Source organism: Streptomyces xanthochromogenes (assembly GCF_014650455.1).
Lineage (GTDB): Bacteria > Actinomycetota > Actinomycetes > Streptomycetales > Streptomycetaceae > Streptomyces > Streptomyces xanthochromogenes.
Genome location: NZ_BMUZ01000006.1, coordinates 102,146 through 126,687 on the forward strand (window position 1 = coordinate 102,146; position 24,542 = coordinate 126,687).

General features: G+C 72.2%; 20 protein-coding genes. 8 read left to right on the forward strand and 12 right to left on the reverse strand.

What is annotated here, in order from left to right; all coding sequences use genetic code 11:
* Positions 1–102: 102 nt before the first annotated feature.
* The 3 genes from IE267_RS17305 to IE267_RS17315 all read right to left on the reverse strand — a co-directional run bounded on the left by IE267_RS17305 (position 103) and on the right by IE267_RS17315 (position 3,680).
* Positions 103–795, reverse strand: coding sequence for a response regulator transcription factor (locus tag IE267_RS17305; protein ID WP_167152266.1), 693 nt, complete (start codon positions 793–795; stop codon positions 103–105).
* A complete protein-coding gene (locus IE267_RS17310) occupies positions 792–1,919 on the reverse strand; it encodes a PAS domain-containing sensor histidine kinase (protein ID WP_229861281.1) in 1,128 nt (375 codons plus the stop codon). Before IE267_RS17310 ends, IE267_RS17305 begins: the two co-directional genes overlap by 4 nt.
* A gap of 123 nt (positions 1,920–2,042) precedes the next feature.
* Positions 2,043–3,680 carry an ABC-F family ATP-binding cassette domain-containing protein gene (locus IE267_RS17315; RefSeq protein ID WP_189763835.1) on the reverse strand — a complete coding sequence of 546 codons (1,638 nt, stop codon included), beginning with the start codon at positions 3,678–3,680 and terminating at the stop codon, positions 2,043–2,045.
* A gap of 171 nt (positions 3,681–3,851) precedes the next feature.
* On the opposite strand from IE267_RS17315, the gene IE267_RS17320 reads away from it, so the two are divergent.
* Positions 3,852–4,628, forward strand: a complete 777-nt coding sequence (locus IE267_RS17320; protein WP_189763836.1) for a thioesterase II family protein — start codon at positions 3,852–3,854, stop codon at positions 4,626–4,628.
* Positions 4,629–4,648: 20 nt separating this feature from the next.
* On the opposite strand, the gene IE267_RS17325 is transcribed toward IE267_RS17320, so the two are convergent.
* On the reverse strand, positions 4,649–6,634 hold the full coding sequence (locus IE267_RS17325; protein ID WP_189763837.1) for a Xaa-Pro dipeptidyl-peptidase: 1,986 nt from the start codon (positions 6,632–6,634) through the stop codon (positions 4,649–4,651).
* A gap of 211 nt (positions 6,635–6,845) precedes the next feature.
* Between IE267_RS17325 and IE267_RS17330 the strand changes: the two genes are divergently transcribed.
* Both IE267_RS17330 and IE267_RS17335 read left to right on the forward strand, forming a co-directional pair.
* Positions 6,846–8,378: a M1 family metallopeptidase gene (locus IE267_RS17330; RefSeq protein ID WP_167152276.1), complete on the forward strand. Its 1,533-nt coding sequence runs from the start codon at positions 6,846–6,848 to the stop codon at positions 8,376–8,378.
* A gap of 170 nt (positions 8,379–8,548) precedes the next feature.
* Entirely contained in the window at positions 8,549–9,574 is a 1,026-nt protein-coding gene (locus IE267_RS17335) for a LacI family DNA-binding transcriptional regulator (RefSeq protein WP_189763838.1), read from the forward strand.
* Positions 9,575–9,624: 50 nt separating this feature from the next.
* Here the strand turns inward: IE267_RS17335 and IE267_RS17340 are convergent, their stop codons facing one another.
* Together IE267_RS17340 and IE267_RS17345 are read right to left on the reverse strand one after the other, a co-directional pair.
* Positions 9,625–10,503, reverse strand: a complete 879-nt coding sequence (locus IE267_RS17340) for an oxygenase MpaB family protein (RefSeq protein ID WP_189763839.1) — start codon at positions 10,501–10,503, stop codon at positions 9,625–9,627.
* Positions 10,504–10,862: 359 nt separating this feature from the next.
* Positions 10,863–11,321 carry a F0F1 ATP synthase subunit B family protein gene (locus tag IE267_RS17345; protein WP_189763840.1) on the reverse strand — a complete coding sequence of 153 codons (459 nt, stop codon included), beginning with the start codon at positions 11,319–11,321 and terminating at the stop codon, positions 10,863–10,865.
* Between the two features lie 186 nt (positions 11,322–11,507).
* Here IE267_RS17345 and sph point away from each other — a divergent pair, with 186 nt between their 5' ends.
* Both sph and IE267_RS17355 read left to right on the forward strand, forming a co-directional pair.
* Positions 11,508–12,494 carry a sphingomyelin phosphodiesterase gene (sph, locus tag IE267_RS17350; protein WP_229861282.1) on the forward strand — a complete coding sequence of 329 codons (987 nt, stop codon included), beginning with the start codon at positions 11,508–11,510 and terminating at the stop codon, positions 12,492–12,494.
* 229 nt (positions 12,495–12,723) lie between these two features.
* Positions 12,724–13,497, forward strand: a complete 774-nt coding sequence (locus IE267_RS17355) for a MerR family transcriptional regulator (protein WP_167152288.1) — start codon at positions 12,724–12,726, stop codon at positions 13,495–13,497.
* Between the two features lie 105 nt (positions 13,498–13,602).
* On the opposite strand, the gene IE267_RS17360 is transcribed toward IE267_RS17355, so the two are convergent.
* The 4 genes from IE267_RS17360 to IE267_RS17375 all read right to left on the reverse strand — a co-directional run bounded on the left by IE267_RS17360 (position 13,603) and on the right by IE267_RS17375 (position 19,460).
* Positions 13,603–15,777 carry a 3-hydroxyacyl-CoA dehydrogenase NAD-binding domain-containing protein gene (locus IE267_RS17360; RefSeq protein WP_189763842.1) on the reverse strand — a complete coding sequence of 725 codons (2,175 nt, stop codon included), beginning with the start codon at positions 15,775–15,777 and terminating at the stop codon, positions 13,603–13,605.
* Between the two features lie 50 nt (positions 15,778–15,827).
* Positions 15,828–17,042, reverse strand: a complete 1,215-nt coding sequence (locus tag IE267_RS17365) for an acetyl-CoA C-acetyltransferase (protein ID WP_189763843.1) — start codon at positions 17,040–17,042, stop codon at positions 15,828–15,830.
* An 89-nt stretch (positions 17,043–17,131) separates the two neighbouring features.
* Positions 17,132–18,274, reverse strand: coding sequence for an acyl-CoA dehydrogenase family protein (locus IE267_RS17370; RefSeq protein ID WP_161247930.1), 1,143 nt, complete (start codon positions 18,272–18,274; stop codon positions 17,132–17,134).
* Position 18,275: 1 nt separating this feature from the next.
* Positions 18,276–19,460, reverse strand: coding sequence for a CaiB/BaiF CoA transferase family protein (locus tag IE267_RS17375; protein ID WP_189763844.1), 1,185 nt, complete (start codon positions 19,458–19,460; stop codon positions 18,276–18,278).
* 211 nt (positions 19,461–19,671) lie between these two features.
* Between IE267_RS17375 and IE267_RS17380 the strand changes: the two genes are divergently transcribed.
* Positions 19,672–20,853 carry a saccharopine dehydrogenase family protein gene (locus IE267_RS17380; protein ID WP_189763845.1) on the forward strand — a complete coding sequence of 394 codons (1,182 nt, stop codon included), beginning with the start codon at positions 19,672–19,674 and terminating at the stop codon, positions 20,851–20,853.
* Positions 20,854–20,912: 59 nt separating this feature from the next.
* Here IE267_RS17380 and IE267_RS17385 read toward each other — a convergent pair whose 3' ends face one another.
* Positions 20,913–21,617, reverse strand: a complete 705-nt coding sequence (locus IE267_RS17385; RefSeq protein WP_167152299.1) for an endonuclease V — start codon at positions 21,615–21,617, stop codon at positions 20,913–20,915.
* A gap of 269 nt (positions 21,618–21,886) precedes the next feature.
* On the opposite strand from IE267_RS17385, the gene IE267_RS17390 reads away from it, so the two are divergent.
* Positions 21,887–22,186, forward strand: a complete 300-nt coding sequence (locus tag IE267_RS17390; protein WP_167152301.1) for a YciI family protein — start codon at positions 21,887–21,889, stop codon at positions 22,184–22,186.
* On the opposite strand, the gene IE267_RS17395 is transcribed toward IE267_RS17390, so the two are convergent.
* Positions 22,183–23,313 (reverse strand): WD40/YVTN/BNR-like repeat-containing protein, encoded by a 1,131-nt coding sequence (locus IE267_RS17395; RefSeq protein ID WP_373304560.1) that lies wholly within the window; start codon positions 23,311–23,313, stop codon positions 22,183–22,185. The genes IE267_RS17390 and IE267_RS17395 overlap by 4 nt on opposite strands.
* Before the next feature lie 357 nt (positions 23,314–23,670).
* Here IE267_RS17395 and ssgD point away from each other — a divergent pair, with 357 nt between their 5' ends.
* Positions 23,671–24,087: a spore wall synthesis regulator SsgD gene (gene ssgD, locus IE267_RS17400; protein WP_161247621.1), complete on the forward strand. Its 417-nt coding sequence runs from the start codon at positions 23,671–23,673 to the stop codon at positions 24,085–24,087.
* Positions 24,088–24,542: the final 455 nt, after the last annotated feature.

A 24,542-nucleotide genomic window follows, 5' to 3' on the forward strand; every position in this document is an offset into this window, starting at 1 on the left:
CGAAGCCGCCAACCGGATAACCCGGGCCTTTCGGCCCTGCCGCGGCCGGGACCTTCGCCCTCGGCCGCCTGCGTCGCGCCCGCGCCCTCTTCGAGAGCGGTCTCAGGCGCCCTGGTCGCCCCGGTACCGATAGCCGAGCCCCCGCACCGCCTCCAGCGGATCGGACTCCAGGGTCCCCGCCGCCTGCTGGAGCTTGCGCCGCACCCGCAGCACCGCGAATTTGACCCGCTCGCGGCCGATGCCCTGGGGGTCGTCCCAGACCTGGTCGAGCAGCTGGTCGGTGGTGACGACCCGGCCGCGGTTGCGGACCAGCACCTGGAGCAGCCGGTACTCGATGTCGCTGAGCCGCACCTCCTCCCCGCGCCAGACCGCGGAGCGCCGCTCCGGCACCAGGCGCAGCGCCTCGTCGTGGGCCGCCCCGGCCCAGCGGGCGGGCGAGGCGCGGCGCAAGAGGGCCTCGACGCGGGCGAGCAGTTCCTCGTTGCCGAACGGCTTGGGCAGATAGTCGTCGGCCCCGGCCCGCAGCCCGCGCACCCGGTCGCCCTCGTCGCCGCGGGCGGTGAGCAGCAGCACGGGCAGGTCGGTCATGTCGCGGGTGCGCTCCAGGACCTGCCAGCCGTCGAGTTCCGGCAGGCCCACGTCCAGCACCATGAGGTCGGGGCCGTCCGCGAAGAGCCTGCGCAGCGCCTCGCGGCCGTCGGCGGCGGGCACGACCTCGTATCCGGCCCGGGTGAACAGGATGCGCAACGCCAGCGCCACGTCGGTGTCGTCCTCGACGACCAGGATGCGCGTCACCGCCCGGCCCCCACGGCGGGCGGCCCCGCCACGGGCAGCCGGATGCCGAACACCGCTCCCCCGCCCTCGGCGTCCGAGACGGTGAGTTCGCCGCCGTGCCGGCGCACGATCTCGCGGCTGATGGTGAGCCCGAGCCCGGTGCCGGGGAAACCCCCGGTCTCGGCGTTGGGGGCGCGTACGAACCCGGAGAAGATCTCCTCGCGGTACTGCTCGGGCACGCCGATCCCGGTGTCGGCCACGTCGATGTGCCACTGGTCGCCGTGCGGGGCCGCCTCGATGTCGATGCGCCCGCCGGGCGGGGTGAACTTGGCAGCATTCTCAAGGAGGTTGGCGAGTACGTGCGCCAGGCGGTGCTCGTCGCCGTGCAGCAGCGGGCCCTCGGAACAGCGCAGCACCACGAACACCCCGGCCCCCGCGGTGGTGGACATCCGGTCGAGCACGGCGTGCTGGACCATGCGTGCGACGTCCACCCGGCCGAACTCCATCCTCAGCTGCGGGGAGCGCAGCCGGGCCGTGTCCATGAGCGTGGTCATGACGCCCTCCATCCGGGTGGCGTTCCGCCTGATCGCGGCGAGGAGGGTGCGCTGGTCGTGGTCGAGCGGGCCGGACGCCGGGTCGGCGAGGAGCTCGCAGAAGCTGAGGATCGAGGTCAGCGGGGTGCGCAGGCTGTGCGAGGCGAGGGCGAGGAACGCGTTGCGCTGTCCGGCGAGCTCGGCGAGGGCGGCGTTGTCCCGCTCCAGCGCGTGCTCGCGGCGCTTGTCCTCGGTGATGTCCTCGGCCGTCCACAGCGATCCGAAGGGCACGCCCTCGGCGTCGTACAGCGGCTCCACGTCGCGCCGGATCACCCGGCCGTCGGCGAGCTCGATCTCGGCGGCCCGGTGGATGTGCCGGGCCGCGATCGCGTGGGTGGTGTCGACGACCCAGGTGGGCCGCTCGGCGAAGGTGTCGCACACCGCGTCGACGACCGGTCCGAGCGGGGCGCCCGGGGTGGTCGCGACGCGGCCCGCGAGGGCGAACATCTCGGTGAAACGCCGGTTGACGGCGATCACGACGTCGTCGCCGCCTTGAACGATGGCCGCCCTGGGCAGTGCTTCCAGGACGGCCTGCAGTCGGTCGCGGTGCACCCGACCACCGTACGCTCGGGCCACCGCACATCGCGGTCGCGGACGCGCGCGTCCGCGGTGCGGTGACCCGGGCGGAGTCGGTCCGGTGAGCCGAGCACGGTCGGCGGGGCGCCCCGGGCGGAGTCAGTGCTCGGTGACCTTTCCGTCCGCGACTTCCAGCCGCCGGGACGTGTGGACGGCGTCGAGCATCCGCCGGTCGTGGGTGACCAGGAGCAGGGTGCCGGTGTACGAGTCGAGCGCGGACTCCAGCTGCTCGATGGCGGGCAGGTCCAGGTGGTTGGTCGGCTCGTCGAGAACGAGGAGGTTCACACCCCGGCCCTGGAGCAGCGCGAGGGCGGCCCGGGTGCGCTCACCGGGCGAGAGCGAACCGGCCGGACGCAGCACGTGGTGCGCCTTGAGCCCGAACTTGGCGAGCAGGGTCCGCACCTCGGCGGGCTCCGTGTCGGGGACGGCCGCGCAGAACGCGTCGAGCAGCGACTCCTCCCCCAGGAACAGGCCGCGCGCCTGGTCGACCTCGCCGACGACGACACCGGAGCCGAGCGCGCCCTGCCCCGCGTCCAGCGGCAGCCGCCCCAGGAGTGCGGCGAGCAGGGTGGACTTGCCCGCACCGTTGGCACCGGTGATGGCGACGCGGTCGGCCCAGTCGATCTGCAGCGACACGGGTCCGAAGGTGAAGCCCTCGCGGTGCACCTCGGCGCCGTTCAGCGTCGCGACGACCGCGCCCGAGCGGGGCGCGGCGGCGATCTCCATGCGCAGCTCCCACTCCTTGCGGGGCTCGTCCACCACGTCGAGGCGTTCGATCATGCGCTGGGTCTGGCGGGCCTTGGAGGCCTGCTTCTCGCTGGCTTCGCTGCGGAACTTCTTTCCGAGCTTGTCGCTGTCGGTGGCCTTGCGGCGGGCGTTCTTGACGCCCTTGTCCATCCAGGAGCGCTGCATCTGGGCACGGCCCTCCAGAGCGGAGCGCTTGTCGGCGTACTCCTCGAAGTCCTCGCGGGCGTGCCGGCGGGCGGTGGCGCGCTCTTCGAGATACGCCTCGTAGCCACCGCCGTACAGGTTGATCTGCTGCTGGGCCAGGTCGAGTTCGAGCACCTTGGTGACGGTACGGGCGAGGAACTCGCGGTCGTGGCTGACGACGACGGTGCCGGCCCGCAGCCCCTTCACGAACGCTTCGAGCCGCTCCAGACCGTCCAGGTCGAGGTCGTTGGTCGGCTCGTCCAGGAGGAAGACGTCGTAGCGGGACAGGAGCAGCGAGGCGAGGCCCGCGCGGGCGGCCTGGCCGCCGGAGAGCGCGGTCATCGGCTGGTCGAGGCCGGTGGTCAGACCGAGGGAGGCCGCGACCTCCTCGGCGCGCTCGTCGAGGTCGGCGCCGCCCAGCGCGAGCCAGCGCTCCAGGCTGTCGGCGTAGGCGTCGTCCGCGCCGGGAGCCCCGTCGACCAGGGCCTGGGTGGCGGCGTCCATCGTCTCCTGGGCGGCGGCGACACCGGTGCGGCGCGCGAGGAAGGCGCGGATCGTCTCCCCCGGGCGCCGGTCGGGCTCCTGCGGGAGATGGCCGACGCTCGCGCCGGGCGGGGAGAGCCGCAGCTCGCCCTCTTCGGGGGTGTCCAGCCCGGCGAGCAGACGCAGCAGGGAGGACTTGCCCGCGCCGTTGGGTCCGACGAGGCCGATGACGTCGCCGGGGGCGACCACCAGGTCGAGCCCGGCGAACAGGGTGCGGTCGCCGTGGCCGGCGGCGAGGTCCTTGGCGACGAGAGTTGCAGTCATGAGGTGTCCGATCCTAAGCCGTCGTCCGGGCCTGCCCGATTCCGGCCGCCCGTGCCGCCCGACAGTGCCGCGCATCACGCTCGCGTCGGCCGGAACCGCACGCGATCCGCCGGACGCGATGCGAGACTCCCCAAGTAACCGGCCCTGCCCCGCCCTGGAGGTTTCCGCACCATGAGCACTGCCGCGTCGCCCCGCTGGCTCTTCGCCGGGGAGCCGCGCCCCGGCGCACCCCGGCTGTACTGCTTCGCGCACGGGGGCGGTTCGGCCACGGAGTACCTGCGCTGGGCGCGGGACATGCCGGGCGCCGAGTTGCACGCCGTCCAGCTGCCGGGCCGCGGCTCGCGCTACAACGAGCCGATGTTCGCCTCGATGGACGCCCTGGTGGCCGCGTTCCTCGACGAGGTGTCGCCCGGTCCGGGGCCGTTCGCCTTCTTCGGGCACAGCCTCGGCTCGCTCATCGCGTACGAGATCACCCGTGCCCTGCGTGACGCTGGCCGGCCGCTGCCGTACCGGCTGGTCCTGTCGGGCTACCCGGCCCCGCACCACCGCCACGAACGGGTCGCCGACCCCCTGCACCACCTGCCCGACGACGAGCTCATCGACCGGGTCGCGCGGCTCCACGGCGGCATCCCGCAGGAGGTCCTCGACTCGAAGGAGCTGCGGGAGCTGGTCGTCGGCGCGCTCCGGGACGACTACCGCGTCCTGGAGACGTACGCCTGGCGCGAGGCGGAACCGCTGCCCGTGCCGATCACCGTGTTCGGCGGCAGCGCGGACCATGCGCGTGCGGAGCTCGACGCATGGCAGCAACACACCACGGCTGATGTGACGGTACGTCAATTTCCGGGCGGGCACTTCTACTTGCGCGAAGACCCCGCCCCGGTGCTGCGGGAGCTGGCGGAGGCCGTGGCACGGTCCACGTCCTCCGCCGCTCCCCGCCCGGCCCGCTGAGCGGGCCGGGCGCGGCCGAGTCAGCGGCGGGTGTCCCCGGGCATCCGCTGCGTCATGCGCGGCACCGCAACGCCCTCGGGTGACGCCGGGCGGCCGCCGAGCCGCGCAGGCGTCCCGGCCGTCGCCTGCGCGAACGCCCTGGCGCCGCCGACGAACGGCACCCTGGCCGCCGTCCGCGCCAGGTCCACGGTCAGGGTCGGCGTGCTCGCCGCCGGCTCGATGAGCCCGTTGTCGGTGCCCGCCACGATCAGCGCGAGCCGGTGTCCGGCCGGTACGACGTGGTCGGTGGCGGCCAGGTCGAGCGTGATCGTGTACGGCTTGCCCGGGGTCAGCGCCACACCCTTGGTGGCGGAGGCGTAGTGGCCGAGGTCGGCCCAGCCGCGGCTGAACACGGTGGCTCCCACGTCGGCCCTGTCGGCGGAGGTGGTGAGGTAGCAGGAGCTGTCACCGGCCGTGCTCGCGCCCCAGCAGGTGCGGTCGCTGCCGGTGAGGATGCCTTCGCCGTTCCCCGAGTAGTTGCGGATCGTGTCGGGCCCGAGGTCCACGAGGACCGCCGAGAGATGGGCGCCGGCGGTGGTGGGCGTCGCGGTGACGGTCACCCTGGAAGAGCCCGACACGCGCAGGTCCTTGGCCAGCGGCCGGGTGACGAACCCGGCCTTCTCGGGCGTGTACTTGTCGATCGCTGCGGCCCAACTCGTCTCGTCCAGCGCCGGGTTGTCGGTGAACGTGGCGGTGGAGCGGGCGGGAGCGGACTTCAGCGAAAGACCCCCGACACCTGCCACGGGCCCGCTCACCGGGTGCACCTCGGTCGGGGCGGTGCCGGCCGGCGGCCACACGCGGTCGGTGCTCCACTGGTCGGGATGGCGCTCGATGTCGGCCATCGGCTGCCGCTCGATGCCGTTGTCGTAGCCGAGGAGGTAGTGGTCGAACCACTGGTGCAGGGTGTCCACCCAGGCGCCGCGCCGGTAGTCGAACGGGTCGACGTGGCCGGTCTGGGACAGCCAGATCTTGCGCTCGACGCCGTTCTTGGCGAGCGCGTCCCACCACTGGCCGAAGTTCTTCGTCCGGACGTTGAGGTCCTGCATGCCATGCACGACGAACACACTGGCCTTCACCTTGTGGGCGTCGAGCACATAGTCCCGGGCGGTCCAGAACTTCGTCCAGTCGCCGCTGCGCGGTGCTCCGTCGACGAGCTTCTGCTGCGCCGCGGCACAGCGGCCCTGCGCGTCCGGGCTGTCGACGTATCCGGCCAGGTCGGCCGGGCCGCCGTCGTAGAGGGCCGCGCCCTTGGCGAAGTAGTAGTCGTACCAGGACGAGATCGAGCTGATCGGCACGATGGTCTTCAGGCCCTCGACACCGGTGGCGGCGACGCCGTTGGCGATGGTGCCGTCCCAGCTCTTGCCGATCATGCCGGTGCGGCCGTTGCTCCACCCGGCGCCGGCGCGCTGGTTCCCGGTGCGCGTCGTATAGCCGCGGGCCCGGCCGTTCAGCCAGTCCACGACCGCCTTGGCGGAGAGCACGTCGGACGGGCCGCCGACGTCGACGCAGCCGTCCGAGCGGTTGGTTCCGGCCAGGTCCACACCGACCACCGCGTAGCCGCGCGGCACGAAGTAGTTGTCGTAATACAGGGGCATCTGCACGACGTTCCCGGCCGCGTCGTACGTCTTGAGCTGGCCCTCGTTGCCGCGTCCGCAGCAGGAGTAGTACGGGCTCGCGTCCATGATGACCGGAACCTTGCGGCCCTGCTGTGCGGGCTCGCGGGGCCGGACGATGTCGACGGCGACCCGGTCGTTCCTGCCGTCCCCGTCGCCGTCGAGCCCGGTGTCGACCCAGACGGCCTCGCGGACGGCGTTCTCGTACGAATAGACCGGCAGGCTCTCCTTGGCACGGGCCGCCTGGGCACCTCCCGGAGCCAGGAGCACCGCCGCCAGGGCGGCCACGGCCGCGAGGACGAGTATTCGGAGAGATCTTGACCTGTGGCGGTTGGCCCGCGCGCGTATCGGCATGGCCGGAAGGTACTCCGGTCAACTCCCGCGCAAAAGAGGGCAGTCGAAGGCGTGAAGTGGACGAAGGGTCACACATCAACGTGTCGGCCGAATGGCGATCGTGTGACAGGAGGAGCCATGGACATGACCGGGGCGGGAAGGGCTGAATAGGCTCCGAAGAGATCGTTCACCATCGTGCACCCCACGACGACACTGACGACTTGGAGCTTTTGTGCACCGCAAAATCATCGCCCCGAGCGTGCTCGCCGCCTCCCTGCTGCTGGTGATCCCGGCGTCGGCCGCGGACTTCACTCCGGGCGCCCCGGGCATCGGCGACCCCTACTACCCGGCCAGCGGCAACGGCGGTTACGACGTCTCGCACTACGACCTCAAGCTCAGGTACCAGCCGAAGACGGACCTGCTGGAGGGCACGGCCACGCTGCTCGCCACCACCCAGCAGGACCTGTCCCGCTTCAACCTGGACTTCGGCCTCGCCGTCAGCGAGGTGCGGGTGAACGGCACCAAGGCCACGTTCGCGAAGTCCGGCAGCCACGAGTTGGAGATCACTCCGGCGACGCCGCTGCCCAAGGGCCGCTCCATCACCGTGGTCGTGAAGTACGCGGGCAAGCCCTCCGAGCTGAAGGTCGACGGCTGGACGGCGTGGGCGCGCACCCCGGACGGCGGAGTGGCCGCCCAGGAGCCGGACTCGGCCGTGTGGTGGTTCCCCTCCAACGACCACCCGCTCGACAAGGCCAGCTACGACGTGTCGGTGAAGGTGCCCGACGGCACCCAGGCGATCAGCAACGGCGTTCTGCAGAGCCAGAGTTCGAAGCTCGGCTGGACCACGTACAACTGGCGTTCCAACAAGCCGCAGGCCTCCTATCTGACGACGCTCGCGGTGGGCAAGTTCGACATCACCACCGACAGGACGGCGAGCGGCCTGCCGGTCCTCAACGCCTACAGCAAGGACCTGGGCGACAACGACGGGGCGGCGCGCGCCAGCATCGAGCGCACCAAGGACGTCGCCGAGTGGCTTGAGAGCGTGTTCGGCAAGTACCCCTTCAACGCGGTCGGCGGCTACGTCCCGAACGTCACCAGCCACTTCGCGCTGGAGACCCAGACGCGCCCCTTCTACAGCCCCGCCCAGTTCGCGGGCGGCGCCAACGTGTCCGTGGTCGTCCACGAGTTGGCGCACCAGTGGTACGGCGACAGCGTCTCGGTCAAGGGCTGGAAGGACATCTGGGACAACGAGGGCTTCGCGTCCTACGCCCAGTGGCTCTGGTCGGAGAAGGAGGGCGACGGCACCGCGCAGGAGCTGGCGGACTGGGTGTACGCGCAGCACCCCGCCGACGACCCGTTCTGGAAGGTCAAGCCGGGCGACCCGGGCCCGGACAACCAGTTCGACGGTGCCGTCTACGACCGGGGCGCCCTCGCCATCCAGGCGCTGCGCAACACGGTCGGCGACGCGTCCTTCTTCAAGATCCTCAAGGGCTGGCCGGCCGAGCACGCCTATGGCAACGCGGCCGTCGGCGACTTCGTGAAGTATGCCGAGAAGGTCTCGGGCAAGCCGCTCGCGGAGCTCTTCGACACCTGGCTCTTCCAGCCGTCGAAGCCGTCCGGCTCCGCCGCTCTCAAGGCCGGGTTCGGCGCGCGGGCCGGCGTCGCGGCCTCCCCGTCGGCCAAGGCCGTCAACCCGGCGAAGCCGGTGGAGCCGAAGTCCTGGAAGAAGATCGTCGAGTCGCACTCGGCCCACGCCGGGCACTGACGCATCAGGGTGGACAACGGCAGGGCGGGTCCCGGCGGGTGAACTCCCGCCGGGACCCGCCCTGCCCGGTGGGAGCGCTCTCTCCACGGGCACCCGAACAGCCGATACGCTGCCGGGCGACGCAGTCCGCACAGGGGCCGCCCGCGGTCCGCCCATGAGGAGAGCCCGCCTTGACCGAGCAGTACTTCGGGACGCGACCCACCCTCGAAGCCGTCGCGGCACGCGCCGGTGTCTCCCGGGCCACCGCTTCCCGGGTCGTCAATGGCGGTACCGGGGTGCGCCCGCCGCTGGTCGACAAGGTGCGTCAAGCGGTCGAGGAACTGGGCTACGTGCCCAACCCCGCGGCCCGTTCACTGGTCACCCGGCGCACGGGAGCGGTCGCCGTGGTCGTCGCCGAGCCGGAGACCCGGTTCTTCTCCGACCCCTTCTTCTCGCAGCAGATCCGCGGCATCAGCAAGGAACTGTCCGCCCACGACGTCCAGTTGGTGCTGTTGCTCGTCGAGGGCCCGGACGACTACGGAAGGATCTCCCGCTATCTGACGGGTGGTCATGTCGACGGGGCACTCGCCTTCTCGCTGCACGACGACGACCCGCTGCCCGGGATCACCCGCGGCGCGGGCATGCTGACGGTCTTCGGCGGCCGGCCGGGCTTCCCCGCCGCCGTTCCCTACGTCGACGCCGACAACCGGGGCGGTGCGCGCGAGGCCGTGCGCCATCTGCAATCGCTCGGCCGTCGGCGGATCGCGCACATCGCGGGCCCGCTGGACCAGACGGCTTCCACCGACCGGCTCGCCGGCTACCGCGACATGCTCCCGGAGGCCGATCCCGCCCTGGTGGCGGAGGGCGCGTTCACCACGGCCAGCGGAGCGCGGGCCATGGCCGAACTCCTTGACAGGCGCCCCGAGTTGGACGCCGTGTTCGCCGCCAACGACCTGATGGCGTCGGGTGCGCTGCGGGTGCTGCGCGAGCACGGCCGCCGGGTGCCCGAGGACGTCGCGCTGGTGGGCTTCGACGACATGGTCTCGATCGCCGAGGCGACCGACCCCCCGCTGACGACCGTGCGCCAGGAGATCGAGGAGATGGGCCGCCTCATGGCCCGCCTGTTGCTGCGCGGCCTCGACCAGGGCGTATCCGGTCCGGCCGCCCCCTCCTCGGTGATCACCCCGACCACGCTGGTCCGGCGCGCGTCGGCCTGACCCCTGTCACCCGGCTCTTGGCGGCGAAACACCGTGCCCGGGCCGGGAGTTCAGCGCGGGGCCGGGCGCCGGGTCGCCGAGCGGCGGTACTCCGCCCGGGCCCGGCGCGCCATCGGCAGATAGCGCAGCCGCTCGGGCAGCAGCGGCACGACGACGCGCACCACCCGCCCCAGGCGGCGAAGAGAGCGCTCCTGCTCGTCGGTCCAGTCGAGGCCTATCGCCTCGCGTGCCTCCGGCGGCATGAACCCGATGGTGACGAAGCGGCGGAACCGGGCGAGGGGCGGCAGGAGCACCGGCCAGAGCGCTCTCAGGAGCAGGCGCAGCGGCAGCGGGCCCCGATCGGGGGGCGGGACGGGCCGGTCGGTGGCGACGAGTTCCTCGACGACCGCGTTGGTGCCGATCTCGTCGGCGAGGATCTTGCGGTAGTAGGCCCAGAACTCCTCGATGGTCCCCGGCATGTCCCGGTCGTTGATCCCGAGGACCCGTCCGACCTGGAGCCACTCCGCGTACAGCTTGCGGTGCTGGGCGTCGGTGAAGGGGCGGCCGATGTACTGCTGTGCGTGGGCGTAGACGGGGTATCCGGTCGCGTGGACCCACGCGTAGTAGGCGGGGGTGAGCGCGTGGTAGCGGCGGCCGGTGGCGTCGGTGCCCTGGACGGCCTTGTGGAGTTCCCGGAGCCGGCGCCCCTCCTGCGCCGCCCGCTCGCCGCCGTACACCCAGAGCTGGAGCGAGCGCAGAGAGCGCTCTCCGCGTCCCCATGGATCGGTGCGGAACACCGAGTGCTCGTCCACCCCGGCCCCGACCGCGGGGTGCGCGACCTGCATGGTGAGGGCCGCGGGCAGCGCGAGGAGCATCCGGGCATCCCCGGCCAGGCTCCACAGGACACCCCCGGGCGGCGGTGGCGCGGGCGCGGCGTCGCGGCGGCTCATGACGGGCTCCCTGGGGCTGACGGGGTTGGTGGTACTGCTGTGACTGTAGGGATTCCAGTATGCATTCCCGCAGGTCACAGCGGCACCCGGCCCGTCCCCCACCCGGCCTCCTCCGGCGTGGGCACGGCTCTCTCCCCAGCCTTGGCGGAGCGCGCGCCTACGGGTGTGCTCGACCCGCCGGGGTGCTCGACCCCCGCCGGGGCGCTCGACCCTCCGGGGTGCTCGACCGTCAGGGTGCTCGATCCCCGCCGGGGTGCTCGGCGCGAGGTGTCAGAGGCCGGTCAGCGCCCGGGCACCCGGTCGGCCCGTCCGGTCAGTGGCCGACCTCAGTGGCCGGTCGATGGCCGGCCGGCGCCCGGTCAGTGGCCGACCTGGGCGGGCAGCGGCTCGCCGAGGATGCGTCCGGCGAGGTCGGCGGCCAGCACGTCGACGTGCGGGCGCAGCTCGGCCTCGGCCGCGGCGCGGGCCTCGGCGATCCGCTCGGCGCCGGCGGCGAGCAGCGCGTCCCGCTCGCGCGTGCCTTCCGCCCGGGCGGCGGCTATCGCCGCCGTGCCCTCCTCCTTGGCCTGCTGACGGATGCGGGCCGCTTCGTGGCGCGCCCCGGCGAGCTCGGCCTCGTACCGGGAGCGCACCTCGGCGGCCTCGGCGAGGATCGCTTCGGCCTCGTGCGTGCGGCCCGTGGTCAGGGCCTCGCGCTCCTCCAGCGTCCGCTTGATGCGCGGCAGCAGCACGCCCGCGAGAATCCAGAAGCAGAGCAGGAACAGCACGCCGCCGATGAGGAGATCGGGCACCGTGGGATTGAGGGGACCCACATTCATCGGAAGAAGCTTCACGGTCGGCACCTTCTCTCTCGCACACACTCACGCGAATGTCGCGCGAGCATTCGTACTCGTGATCGTACGACAGGGGTAAGACAGTGGGCGCACGGAGGTTACCTCTAGGTAACCGCAGCTGCTTTGATGTGCGCGCCGGTCCAAATCCCCACTCCAGACACAGGAGTTCACGTGCCGCACTCCTCGCACCGCCGGGTCCACGGGGCGGTCCTCGCCGCCGCGCTCGCAGCCGCAGCCCTGACGGCCGCGACCCCCGCCACGGCGGCCGCCGCAGAGCCGCCCCGGCTGAAGGTGCTGACGTACAACACGTTCCTGATGAGCCAGAGCCTGTACCCGAACTGGGGCCAGGACCACCGGGCGCAGGCGATCCCCGCCGCGCCCTTCTTCCAGGGCAACGACGTGGTCGTGCTCCAGGAGGCCTTCGACAACTCCGCGTCCGACGCGCTGAAGCGGAACGCCGCCGCCCAGTACCCGTACCAGACGCCGGTCGTGGGCCGGAGCAAGGACGGCTGGGACGCCACCGGCGGCTCGTACTCCTCGACCACCCCCGAGGACGGCGGCGTCACGCTGCTCAGCAAGTGGCCGATCCTGCACAAGGAGCAGTACGTCTACAAGGACGCCTGCGGCTCCGACTGGTGGTCCAACAAGGGCTTCGTCTATGCCGTGTTGAACGTCAACGGCACCAAGGTGCACATCGTCGGCACCCACACCCAGTCGACGGACTCCGGGTGCGGCGCGGGCGAGGCGGTCAAGGACCGGGCCGCACAGTTCAAGGCGATCAAGGCCTTCCTGGACGCGAAGAACATCCCGGCGAGCGAGGAGGTCATGGTCGCGGGTGACTTCAACGTGGACTCGCACGGCCCCGAGTACGCCTCGATGCTCGCCAACAGCGGCCTGGTGGGCGCCGATTCGCGCACCGGGCACGCGTACTCCTTCGACACCTCCGAGAACTCGATCGCCCGCTACCGCTACCCCACGGACCCGAGCGAGGACCTGGACTACGTCCTGCACCTGGCCGGTCACGCCCGCCCGTCGGGCTGGAACAACAAGGTGGTGCAGGAGCCCACCGCGCCCTGGACGGTGAGCAGTTGGGGCACCGACTACACCTACACCGACCTGAGCGACCACTACCCGCTGCAGGCCGGACGGACCGACTGACCGGCCCGGCACCCGCCGCGGCAGCCGCCCCCGCGCCCATCGCGACACCCGGCCCCGGCCGACCGGTACCCACCGGCCGGCCGGGGCCTCGCGGTGCCGCGCGCCGCAGCCGTGCCGATCTTCGGGGCCCCCGGCATATTGAGCAGTGCTGGTGAGACAGCAATACTGTTGCACCGGATCGGCCGCGCACGCGGGCGGCCGGGAACCACCGGGGAGGCGAGGGACTGCCATGGCGACGGAGACCGAGGAGCCGACACTCACGGTTGACGAACTGGCCGCGCGGGCCGGCGTCACCGTGCGCACCATCCGCTTCTACAGCACCCGGGGTCTGCTGCCGCCGCCGGTGATCGGGCCGCGCCGGGTCGGCCACTACGGGCCCGCCCACCTGTCCCGGCTCGCGCTGATCGAGGAGTTGCAGCACCACGGGATGACGCTGGCCGCGATCGAGCGCTACCTCCAGCAGCTGCCGGCCGACCTGAGCGCCCACGACCTGGCCATCCACCGGGCCGTGGTGGCGTCCTGGGCTCCGGACTCGGCGGACGACGCGAGCCTCGCGGAGCTGGAGCGGCGGGCCGGGCGCGCGCTGACCGCGACCGACATCGACCGGCTCGCCGCGATGAACGTCCTGGAACGGATCGCGGGTTCCCCCGACACCTTCCGGGTCGATCCCGGCCTGCTCGCGCTGGGCGTGCAGCTCTTGGACGTCCCCATCGCGCACGAGACGATCCTGGCGGCCCGCACGGTGCTTATGGAGCACACCCGCTCGGCCGCGCACGAGCTGACCCGGCTCTTCCGCGACGAGGTCTGGAACCCGTACCGGGAGCGGGAGTCGGACCCCGATCACGTCGAGGCGATGAAATCGCTCTCCGCGCACATGCAGCCGATGGTGCTCCAGGCCCTCGTCACCGCCTTCCAGCGCTCCCTCAAGGAGGAGCTGCGGGCGGCCTTCGGCTCCGCGGGCGGACCGACCGGACCGGCCGCGCCCGGGCGCCCCGGGAAGTGATTCCCGGGGCGCCCGCCACGGGCTCGGCAACGCGCCCCGAAAGGGGAACGCCGCGACCGGCCCGCATCGGGCCGCGGATGAAGCACCCGGCGTCCCACGGAGCGCTTACGCGTCCTTGAACGTCTCGCCCTTCTCCGCCTTCTCCACGAGCAGCGCGGGCGGCTGGAAGCGCTCTCCGTAGCGCTCGGCGAGTTCACGGGCGCGGGCCACGAAGCCGGACAGGCCGCCCTGGTACCCGTTGATGTACTGAATGACGCCGCCGGTCCAGGCGGGGAACCCGATGCCCATGATGGAGCCGATGTTCGCGTCGGCGACCGAGGTGAGGACGCCCTCCTCGAAGAGGCGGACGGTGTCCAGGGACTCGGAGAAGAGCATCCGCTCCTTCATGTCCTCGAACGGGATCTCGTAGCCGGGCTTGGTGAAGTGCTCGCGCAGGCCCGGCCACAGCTTGCCGCGCCTGCCGTCCTCGCCGTACTCGTAGAATCCGGCGCCGCCGCTGCGCCCGGGGCGGCCGAACTCGTCGACCATGCGGTCGATGACCGCGTCCGAGGGGTGGCCGGGCCAGACGCCGCCCGCCTCCTCGACGGCGCGCCTGGTCTCGTTGCGGATCTTGCGCGGCAGGGTCAGGGTCAGCTCGTCCATCAGCGACAGCACCTTGGCCGGGTAGCCGGCCTGCCCCGCCGCCTGCTCGACGGAGGCGGGCTCGATGCCCTCGCCGACCATCGCGACGCCCTCGTTGATGAAGTGCCCGATCACGCGCGAGGTGAAGAAGCCCCGCGAGTCGTTCACGACGATCGGCGTCTTCTTGATCTGGCGTACCAGGTCGAAGGCGCGGGCCAGGGCCTCGTCGCCGGTGCGCTCGCCCCTGATGATCTCGACCAGCGGCATCTTGTCGACCGGCGAGAAGAAGTGCAGGCCGATGAAGTCGGCCTGGCGCGAGACGCCTTCGGCGAGGCCGGTGATGGGCAGCGTCGAGGTGTTGGAGCACAGGAGCGCGTCCGGCTCGACGATGTCCTGGATCTCCTGGAACACCTTGTGCTTGAGAGCGGTGTCCTCGAAGACCGCCTCGATGACGGCGTCGCAGCCCGCGAGCGCCTGAGGGTCGGCGGTCGGGGTGATCAGGGCGAGCAGCGCGTCGCGCTTGGCCTCGGTGGTGCGCCCGCGTGAGAGCGCTTTCGCCAGGAGCTTCTCGGAGTACGCCTTGCCCTTCTGGGCGGCCTCGGTCGACACGTCCTTGAGGACGACCTCGATGCCGGCCCGCGCACACGCGTACGCGATGCCGGCGCCCATCATCCCGGCGCCGAGGACGGCGACCTTGCGGACGGGGCGCGGCTCGATGCCCTGGGGGCGGCTGACCCCGGAGTTGACGGCCTGGAGGTCGAAGAAGAACGCCTGGATCATGTTCTTCGAGGTCTGCCCGGTGACCAGCTCCGTGAAGTACCGGGCCTCGATCCTGAGAGCGGTCTCGAAGTCGACCTGGGAGCCCTCCACGGCCGCGGCCAGGATGTTGCGCGGCGCCGGGTAGGGCGCGCCCTGGAGCTGCTTCTTCAAGTTGGCCGGAAACGCGGGCAGGTTGGCGGCGAAGCGCGGGTTGGACGGGGTGCCGCCGGGGATCTTGTAGCCCTTGACGTCCCAGGGCTGCTGGGACTCGGGGTGGGCGTCGATGAACGCGCGCGCCTTGGTGATCATCTCCTCGGGGGTGGCGGCCACTTCGTGGACGAGGCCGTTCTCCAGGGCGCGCTGCGGGGAGTACTGGGTGCCCTGGAGCAGCACCTTGAGCAGGGCGTCGGTGATGCCCATGAGGCGTACGGTGCGGGTCACGCCGCCACCGGCCGGGAGCAGGCCGAGGGTGACCTCGGGCAGGCCGATCTTGGAGCCGGGCGCGTCCAGGGCGACGCGGTGGTGCGAGGCGAGAGCGATCTCGTAACCGCCGCCCAGAGCAGCGCCGTTGATGGCGGCGACGACGGGCTTGCCCAGGGTCTCGATGCGGCGCAGCGACGCCTTGATGGCGGTGCCGGTGTCGAAGGCCTGCTGGGCGAGTTCGGGGCCGACCTGGATCATGTCCTTGAGGTCGCCGCCCGCGAAGAAGGTCTTCTTGGCCGAGGTGTAGATGATGCCCCGGATGGAGTCCTTCTCGGCCTCCGCGCGCTCCGCGACGGCCGCGATGGAGTCCTTGAACGCCTGGTTCATGGTGTTGGCGGACTGGTTGGGGTCGTCGAGTACGAGGGTGACGACGCCGGTCTCGTCCTGTTCCCAGCGGATGGTCGTGCTCTTCGTCATTGCTGAAATCTCCGTAGGGGTCCGTATGAGGGGATGCCGTAACAGGACGGTCAGAGACGCTCGACGACGGTGGCGATGCCCATGCCGCCGCCGACGCACAGCGTGGCGAGCCCGTAGCGCAGGTCACGGCGCTCCAGTTCGTCCACGAGGGTGCCCAGGATCATCGCGCCGGTCGCGCCGAGCGGGTGGCCCATGGCGATGGCGCCGCCGTTGACGTTGACCTTGTCGAGGCTGAGGCCCATGTCCTTGACGAAACGGAGCACGACCGCGGCGAAGGCCTCGTTGATCTCGACGAGGTCGATGTCGTCGATGGTCAGACCGGCTTTGGCGAGCGCCTTGCGGGTGGCGGGCGCGGGGCCGGTCAGCATGATGGTGGGCTCGGAACCGGAGACGGCCGCGGAGACGATGCGGGCCCGCGGGGTCATCCCGTACCGCTCGCCGACCGCCTTGGAGCCGATGGCGACGAGGGCCGAACCGTCCACGATGCCCGAGGAGTTGCCCGCGTGGTGGACGTGGTTGATCTCCTCCACCCAGTGGTACTTCTGCAGCGCCACGGCGTCGAAGCCGCCCATCTCGCCGATGCCCGCGAAGGAGGGCTTGAGGCCCGCGAGGGAGTCCGCGGTGGTGCCGGGGCGCATGTGCTCGTCGTGGTCGAGGACGACGAGGCCGTTGCGGTCCTTGACGGGCACGACGGACCGCGCGAACCGGCCGTCCTTCCACGCCTCGGCGGCCCGCTCCTGGGACAGCTCCGCGTACTCGTCGACGTCGCGCCGCGAATAGCCCTCGACGGTGGCGATGAGGTCGGCGCCGATGCCCTGCGGCGCGAAGTTGGTGTCGAAGTTGGTCATCGGGTCGGCGAACCAGGCGCCGCCGTCGGAGGCCATCGGGACCCGCGACATGGATTCGACACCGCCCGCGAGGACGAGGTCCTCCCAGCCCGAACGGACCTTCATGGCGGCCATGTTGACCGCTTCCAGGCCCGAGGCACAGAAGCGGTTCTCCTGGACGCCCGCGACCGTGTCCGGCAGCCCGGCGGCGATCGCCGCGATGCGGGCGATGTCGGAGCCCTGGTCGCCGACCGGGCCGACGACGCCGAGCACGATGTCGTCGATGGCGGCCGGGTCCAGGCCCGGGAAGCGTGCCTGGATCTCGTGGATCAGGCCGACGACGAGGTCGATCGGCTTGGTCCCGTGCAGGGCGCCGTTGGCCTTGCCGCGTCCGCGCGGGGTGCGGATCGCGTCGTACACATACGCTTCGGTGCTCAACGTCAGGGCCTTTCGGATGAGGGTGGTTCCGGGGAGCGGGTCGGCCGGGCGGGGACCGGCCGGGGGCGGGCGAGCAGGTACCGGCCGGGTCAGCCGAGGAGGGAGCGGCCGATGATCTCCTTCATGATCTCGGTGGTGCCGCCGTAGATCGTCTGGATGCGGCCGTCCGTGAAGGCCTTGGCGACCCGGTACTCGGTCATGTAGCCGTATCCGCCGTGGAGTTGGAGGCAGCGGTCCGCGACGCGCTTTTGCAGTTCGGTGGCCCACCACTTGGCCATCGAGGCGTGCACGGCGTCCAGCTCCCCGGCCGAGTGGTCGACGATGCAGCGGTCGAGGAAGGTGCGCGTGACGGCGCACTCGGTGGCCATCTCGGCGATCTCGAACCGGATGTGCTGGAGCTTGGACAGTGGCCGGCCGAAGGCCTCGCGTTCCTTGACGTAACTCGTGGTGATCTCCAGGAGGTGTTCGGCGGCGGCGATTCCGGCGACCGCGATGCCCATCCGCTCCTGTGCGAGGTTGGTCATCAGATGGATGAAGGCGCCGTTGAGCTCGCCGAGGAGATTGTCCTTCGGGACCCGTACGTCGTGGAAGAACAGCTCGGCCGTGTCCTGCGCCTTCTGTCCGATCTTGTCGAGGTTGCGGCCGCGCTCGAAGCCCTCGGCGCCGCGCTCCACGACGATGAGCGACAGTCCCTTGGCGCCGCCCTCGGGGGTGGTCCTGGCGACCACCACGACCAGGTCGGCGAGGATGCCGTTGGAGATGAACGTCTTGGAGCCGTTCAGGAGCCAGTGGTCGCCCTTGTCCTCGGCGGTGGTGCGGATGCCCTGGAGGTCGGACCCCGCGCCCGGTTCGGTCATGGCGATGGCGGTGATCAGCGAGCCGTCGCAGAAGCCGGGCAGCCAGCGCCGCTTCTGCTCCTCGGTGCCGAGGCCGGTCAGATAGGGCCCGACGATGTCGTTGTGCAGGCCGAGCGCGAGGCCGGCCGCCCCGGCCCGGGTGAACTCCTCGGCGAGGACGGCACTGTAGCGGAAGTCGTCCTGCCCGCCGCCCCCGTACTCCTCGGGCACCGCGAGCCCGAGCAGTCCCTGCTTTCCGGCGGCCAGCCACGCCTGCCGCGAGACGATGCCGTCCTTCTCCCACTGCTCGTAGTGCGGCAGGACCTCCTTGGCGAGGAAGGTGCGGACGGTCTCGCGGAACGCCTCGTGCTCGGCACTGAAGATCTGCCGTTTCAACTCAAGCCTCCTGTACGGAAGTTGACGCCGGGCCCGGGGTGAGCGCCGGAAGGTCCCAGTCGCGGGCGACGTCCGCCGTGTCGGCGCCGGGCAGGGCCGGGGGCCGGTGGACGGAGCCGGGGGTGGCGGAGAAGCGGGGCGCCGGCGCGGGCTGGGTCATGCCGCCGTGCGCGGTGAAGGTGGCGCGGGCCGCGAGGTGCGGGTGGTGGGGCGCCTCCTTGAGGGACAGGACGGGTGCCACACAGGCGTCCGAGTCCTCGAAGACGGCCGTCCACTCCTCACGGGTCCTGGTGCGGAACCGTTCGGCGATGGTGGTGCGCAGCTCCGGCCAGCGGGCCAGGTCCTTGCGGGCGGGGGCCACGTCCGCGATGCCGAGGAGGCGGACGAACTCGTCGTAGAACTGCTGCTCAAGGGAGCCGACCGCCATGTACTGACCGTCGGAGGTCTCGTAGGTGCCGTAGAAGGGGCAGCCGCCGTCGAGCAGGTTGGCGCCGCGCCGGTCCTGCCAGCCGCCCGCCGCCAGCATGCCGTGGATCATGGTGGCGAGGTGGGCGGTCCCGTCCACGATGGCCGCGTCCACCACCTGCCCCGTTCCCCCGCCGCGCGCGTGCTGGAGCGCGGCGAGCACCCCGATGACGAGGTACAGCGAGCCGCCCGCGTAGTCGCCGACGAGATTGGCCGGGACGACCGGGCCGCCGTCCGCGCCGCCGATCATGCCGAGGGTGCCGGTGATGGCGATGTACGCGATGTCGTGCCCGGCCCGCTGGGCGAGCGGCCCGTCCTGGCCCCAGCCGGTCATCCGCCCGTAGACGAGCCGGGGGTTGCGGCCGAGACAGTCCTCGGGCCCGACGCCGAGACGCTCGGCGACGCCGGGCCGGTACCCCTCGATGAGGATGTCGGCGCGCTCGACGAGGTCGAGGACGAGGCCCGGCCCCTCGGGCGCCTTCAGGTCGACGATCACGGAGCGCTTGTTGCGGTTGGTCAGGTCGTACGCCGGGTCCACGCCGAGGCCGGCACCGCCCGGACGGTCCACGCGCACCACGTCGGCGCCGAGGTCGGCGAGGAGCATGGCGGCGAACGGGCCCGGCCCGATTCCCGCCAGCTCGACCACGCGCACCCCGGCGAGCGGGCCGGTTCCTGTCGCTGTCATCAAGCCCCCAGCACTGTGACACAACTGATGTAACATCAATGATGCTAAGAACACGTTCCACTCCGCACAAGCCCCCATGAGCAACCGCTCAGCACGGACGGGCGACACCGCGCCACCGGTTGCCCCGATACGCCGGGCTTGCCCGCGCCCGACGGTGACCCGGGTGCCCCGACCGCGGGCCGCACGCTAGCCTCACAACCCGGCATCGGCCGACGGCAACCTGGCAGCGGACCCGCGGAGGCTCACGGTGGAACCCTCGAAGCGCACTTACGACATCGTGCTGTTCGGCGCGACGGGCTTCGTCGGGGCGCTGACCGCGCAATATCTCGCGACCCACGCACCGGAGGGCTGCCGGTGGGCCGTCGCGGGCCGCAACCGCACCAAGCTGGAGCGGCTGCGCGAGCGCCTCGCGGAACTCAATCCGGCCTGTGCCACCCTGCCGCTGCTCACCGCCGACTCGACCGACCCCGCCTCCCTGCGCGCGCTCGCCGAGTCGGCGCGGGTGGTGGCCACCACCGTCGGCCCCTACGTCTGGTACGGCGAGGGCCTGGTCGAGGCGTGCGCCGACGCGGGCACGGACTATCTCGACCTCACCGGCGAGCCGGAGTTCGTGGACACGATGTACGTACGCCATGACGCACGGGCCCGCGAGCGCGGGGCGCGTCTGGTGCACGCATGCGGCTTCGACTCGGTGCCGCACGACCTCGGCGTCCGGTTCACCGTGCGGCAGCTCCCGGCCGGGGTGCCGCTGCGGATCGACGGCTTCGTACGGACCAACGCGACGTTCTCCGGCGGCACGTTGGCCTCCGCGCTGACCGCCATCGGCCGGGGCGCGCAGACCGCTCGGGCCGCCCGCGAGCGCCGGCTGCACGAGCCGCGTCTGGTGGGCCGGCGCACCCGCGCGCCGCTCGGCGCCCCGCACTTCAGCAAGGAGACGGGCACCTGGGCGCTGCCCATGCCCACGATCGATCCGCAGATCATCGCTCGTTCGGCGACGGCCGACGACCGTTACGGGCCGGACTTCCGCTACCGGCACTTCGCCGCGGTCAAGCACCTTCCGGTGGCGATCGGCGGGGTGGCGGCGGTGGGCGCCGTCGCCGCGGTGACTCAACTGCCGCCCGCACGGCAGTGGTTGATGGGACGTTACGAGGCGGGCAACGGGCCGGACGAGGCGCGGCGCCGGCGCAGCTGGTTCACCGTCCGCTTCGTCGGCGAGGGCGGCGGGCGGCGGGTCTTCACCGAGGTGTCGGGCGGCGACCCCGGCTACGACGAGACGGCCAAGATCCTCGCCGAGGGAGCGCTCAGTCTCGCCTTCGACGAACTGCCGGATATGGCAGGTCAGTTGACGCCCGCGACCGCGATGGGCGCGGCCCTGACCGAGCGGTTGCGGGCCGCGGGCATGCGCTTCCGGGTGGCCGACACCCGCTGATCGCCGCCGCGGTCCCGGCCGGGGCCCGAGCCACGGTCCCGGCCGGGACCCGACTGGGCTCAGGCGGCGGCCGCTTGAGCCTCCTTGAGCGCCCTGCGGCACAGCGAGTCGGCGTGCCGGGTGGACTCGGGGAGGCGGTAGCGCCGGGCGAGTTCGAGGGTGTGGGCGCAGGCCCCTTCGAGGCTCACCCGGTGGCCGACCGACACGAAGACGGGCTTCGTCGCGTCCTGGGTGCGCAGCGCGCGGCCGACCTCGGCGCCGTCGTCGGCGAGCAGCGGGGAGCTGTCGCCGCGGCGCGGGCCCGGCTGGTCGTAGCGGAAGGTGAACGGGTTCTTCGCGACGCCGATGACGGGCAGCCCGGTGAGCACGCCGAGATGGCTCGCGAGGCCGAAGCGGCGGGGGTGGGCGAGGCCGTATCCGTCGCAGACCACCGTCCCCGGGCCGGAGTCGAGCCGCTCCAGGGCGGCGAGCACGGTGGGGATCTCGCGGAACGCGAGCAGACCCGGCACATAGGGGAAGGCCACCCTGCCCACGGCGGTGGCCTCCTCCACGACCTCCAGGGTCGCGGCGTCGAGGACGACGGCGGCCGCGACGACGAGGTCCCGCTCGTCGTCGTAGGCGACGTCCACACCGGTGACGAGCCCCGCGCCGGGCACCGGCCCCGGCTCGTCGAGCACGACCCTGCCGCGCAGTTCGTCCTGCACGGCGAGCGCGGCCGCCTCGTCGCCGGGCCACCCTTCCGGAACCCCCGTGATGATCTCCATGACGCCTCAGCGTAGGCCACCCCGCCCGGGCCGGGCCCGGCCCACCGACGACGCGTTCCCGCGGGGAACTGCGCGAACAGCCCACCGAGGGGCCGCACTCGACGGACCACTCGCGCAAGCACACGCCCCGCAGAGGAAACCCGCAGGGGCAAGCAGCACGCCCGCAAACCCCGCGCGGCCGGTCACGCGCGGAGCCGCACGAAGAGCGCAGCCCGCACCCGCACAGGGGGCGACCACCCCGCACGCCGGGGAGGGCTAGCCTGGCGATCATGTTCATACTTGAGCTGACCTACACCGCCCCCCTCGACCGCGTGGACGCGCTCCTCGCCGACCATGTCGGCTGGCTCGACGCGCAGTACGAGGCCGGCACCTTCATCGCCTCCGGGCGCAAGGAGCCGCGCGACGGCGGCGTGATCCTGGCGGTCGGGGACGACCGCGCCGCCATCGAGCAGCTCGCCGCGACCGACCCCTTCCTGGTCAACGAGCTCTGCACCTACCGGATCACCGAGTTTCGCGCGACCAAGGTGGCGCCCCAACTCGCCGGTTTCCAGGAGCAGTTGCCCCGCTAGTCGGCCGGAGGACCGGTGGGGGCCGAGGAGGCCGAGGAGGCCGACGGGCCCAGCCGGGCCACCCGGCCCCGCTCCCCCGCCGCCCAGCACGCGCCGTCGTCCGTGCAGTCGACCGTGTCGTAGGAACCGGTGTCCACGGTCCGCCAGGTCCGGCCCCCGTCGCGGGTCAGGTCGGTGCCGGTCGGCCCGACGGCGAGCGCGGCCGAGCGCGTGTGCGGCAGCCAGGCGACGCCCGAACGATAGGCCGCGACCGGGGCCGACGAGGGGCGCCAGGTGCGGCCGCCGTCGCCCGAGACGGCGGCGGCCCGGGGCGACGGCTGGTCCGCCCGGTAGTCGCCACCCACCGCGAGCCCGTGCGTACGGTCGCGGAAGGCAAGGCCGAACACGCCGCGGGCCGGGTCGCCGGCCGGGATGGTGGACTCGGCGGCCGTCCAGGTGAGCCCGCGGTCCGAGGAGTGCAGGACGCGGCCGGTCGCACCGCCGCCGGTGGCGAGCCAGACGTCCCGCGGCCCGGAGGCGACCAGGCACTGGCCACTCGCGGCGAACCCCGCCTCGCCGGTCTCGGCGGCGGGCATCCCCCGGTTCGGCAGGACGTTCCAGGAGCGGCCGCCGTCCGCGGTGGACAGGATGCGGTACTTGCCGTCGACGGGGTCGCTCATCGCGAGGCCGTGCCGCGGGTCGAAGAACGCCAGGCAGTCGTAGAACGCCTTCGGGTCGGTGTTGCGGAACGACTCGCTCCAGGTGGTCCCGCCGTCCTCCGTGCGGTAGACCCGCGACGCCTCGCCCTCACCGATCGCGAGGACCACCGCGCGCCGCCCGTCGAAGGCCTCGATGTCCCGGAACTCCAGGTCCCCCGCACCGGCCGGCGACACGTTCTTCCAGGTGCGGCCGCCGTCGGAGGTCCGCAGGACCGTCCCCCGGGTGCCCGCCACCCAGGCGGTCGACCGGCTGACCGCCGCCAGCCCCCGGAACCGGGCATCGGTCCCGGTGTCCTTCACCTGCCACGTCACCGCGCCGTGCCCCTGTCCGTGCGCCAGCGCCTGGGCCGGCACGGTCGTCGCGGCCGCGAGCGCCATCGCACCCAGCCCCACCGACAGCACGCGTCTCGTCTTCCCCATGGACCTCATGGCGTCGGAAGCTAGCCCCAGCGCGCCCCACCCGTCCAGGGTGCCTACGCCACGGGCCCCCGGGTGCCGGGCTTCGAGGCGTACGCGAGTCGCACCGCGCACCCTCCGACGCGTACGGCGCCCGAGGTCGTACGGGCTCGTGGCGACCGAAAAAATTGAGCCACAAGAGGCGGGCACGAGTCCGTGTGGCTGCCGTGAGAGGGGGAATCAGGCCTATTACGAGCAATCCGGATGGTGCGCCGAACCCGCCGCCCGGGCAGTGACACAGGTCACGTGAACCTCCGGTGCACGGAACGCTGAATTTCGACGTCTTTCCGGGCGGCAGGAGAGAACCCCCGAGGTTGAGGGAGCTGGGCTTTGTCCACCGTCATCGAGCAGCCCGTCCAGGTGCGCCTCATCGCGTCCGCGCCCCGCATGGAAACCGTGCCCGCGACGCTGCGCTACGACCCCGATGACCCCTTCGCCGTGCACATGGCGTTCCCCGCGCCCGCCACCCTCGAAGGCACCGAGGTCTCCTGGGAGTTCGCCCGCGAGCTGCTCGAAGTGGGCGTCGAGGCGGCCGCCGGGGTGGGCGACGTCCGGGTCCGGCCGTACGGATACGACCGCACGGTCCTCGAATTCCACGCCCGTGAGGGTGTCGCCATGGTCCACATCCGGACCTCCGAAGTGCGCCGCTTCCTCAAGCGCGCCCAGCACCTGGTGCCGACCGGCCGCGAACACCAGCACCTCGACATGGACGGTGACCTCGCCGCGCTGCTGCGCGACGCCTGCTGAACCGCCCGGCGAAGAACCACCGGCCCCCCGACCCGCGAACCCGACTCCCTGCGCACCGCCTCCGCTCCTGCCCGGTCGCGGCGATGCGCCACGCCTCCTGGCCCCTGCCCCCGGCTGCCCCCAGCGCGGTTCCGCGCCCGTTCCCCGCGCGGCTGTTCCCCGCGCGCCCCGTCCCCCGCGGCCGTCGAACGGCCGGATCGCCGTTAAATGGTTTGCGGGACCGCTCGACGGCGGCGTAGCTTCGTGACTGGCCCTGTTGTCGTCGATCGGAGTAGGACGTTGCTCGTCTGAGGCCCCTGAGACACCGTTTCGCGCACTCCCTTCCGTGTCGCGCGTCCCGGTGTGACCTCTGCCTCCGAGCGATGTCCCCCATCACGACCAGGGCCTTTTTCCTGCCCTGAGCGGTGTCTCAGAACCCCCGTTGCCACCCTTCCTCCTCCGCAACCGGGAGACCC

What these genes read in the sequence shown, in the direction of transcription:
- IE267_RS17360 (WP_189763842.1), bottom strand. Translation starts at nt 15,777, where the DNA reads ATGACGAAGAGCACGACCATCCGCTGGGAACAGGACGAGACCGGCGTC.
- IE267_RS17345 (WP_189763840.1), bottom strand. Translation starts at nt 11,321, where the DNA reads ATGAATGTGGGTCCCCTCAATCCCACGGTGCCCGATCTCCTCATCGGC.
- IE267_RS17355 (WP_167152288.1), top strand. Translation starts at nt 12,724, where the DNA reads ATGGCGACGGAGACCGAGGAGCCGACACTCACGGTTGACGAACTGGCC.
- IE267_RS17320 (WP_189763836.1), top strand. Translation starts at nt 3,852, where the DNA reads ATGAGCACTGCCGCGTCGCCCCGCTGGCTCTTCGCCGGGGAGCCGCGC.
- IE267_RS17385 (WP_167152299.1), bottom strand. Translation starts at nt 21,617, where the DNA reads ATGGAGATCATCACGGGGGTTCCGGAAGGGTGGCCCGGCGACGAGGCG.
- IE267_RS17315 (WP_189763835.1), bottom strand. Translation starts at nt 3,680, where the DNA reads ATGACTGCAACTCTCGTCGCCAAGGACCTCGCCGCCGGCCACGGCGAC.
- IE267_RS17340 (WP_189763839.1), bottom strand. Translation starts at nt 10,503, where the DNA reads ATGAGCCGCCGCGACGCCGCGCCCGCGCCACCGCCGCCCGGGGGTGTC.
- IE267_RS17325 (WP_189763837.1), bottom strand. Translation starts at nt 6,634, where the DNA reads ATGCCGATACGCGCGCGGGCCAACCGCCACAGGTCAAGATCTCTCCGA.
- IE267_RS17375 (WP_189763844.1), bottom strand. Translation starts at nt 19,460, where the DNA reads ATGTTACATCAGTTGTGTCACAGTGCTGGGGGCTTGATGACAGCGACA.
- IE267_RS17390 (WP_167152301.1), top strand. Translation starts at nt 21,887, where the DNA reads ATGTTCATACTTGAGCTGACCTACACCGCCCCCCTCGACCGCGTGGAC.
- IE267_RS17395 (WP_373304560.1), bottom strand. Translation starts at nt 23,313, where the DNA reads ATGAGGTCCATGGGGAAGACGAGACGCGTGCTGTCGGTGGGGCTGGGT.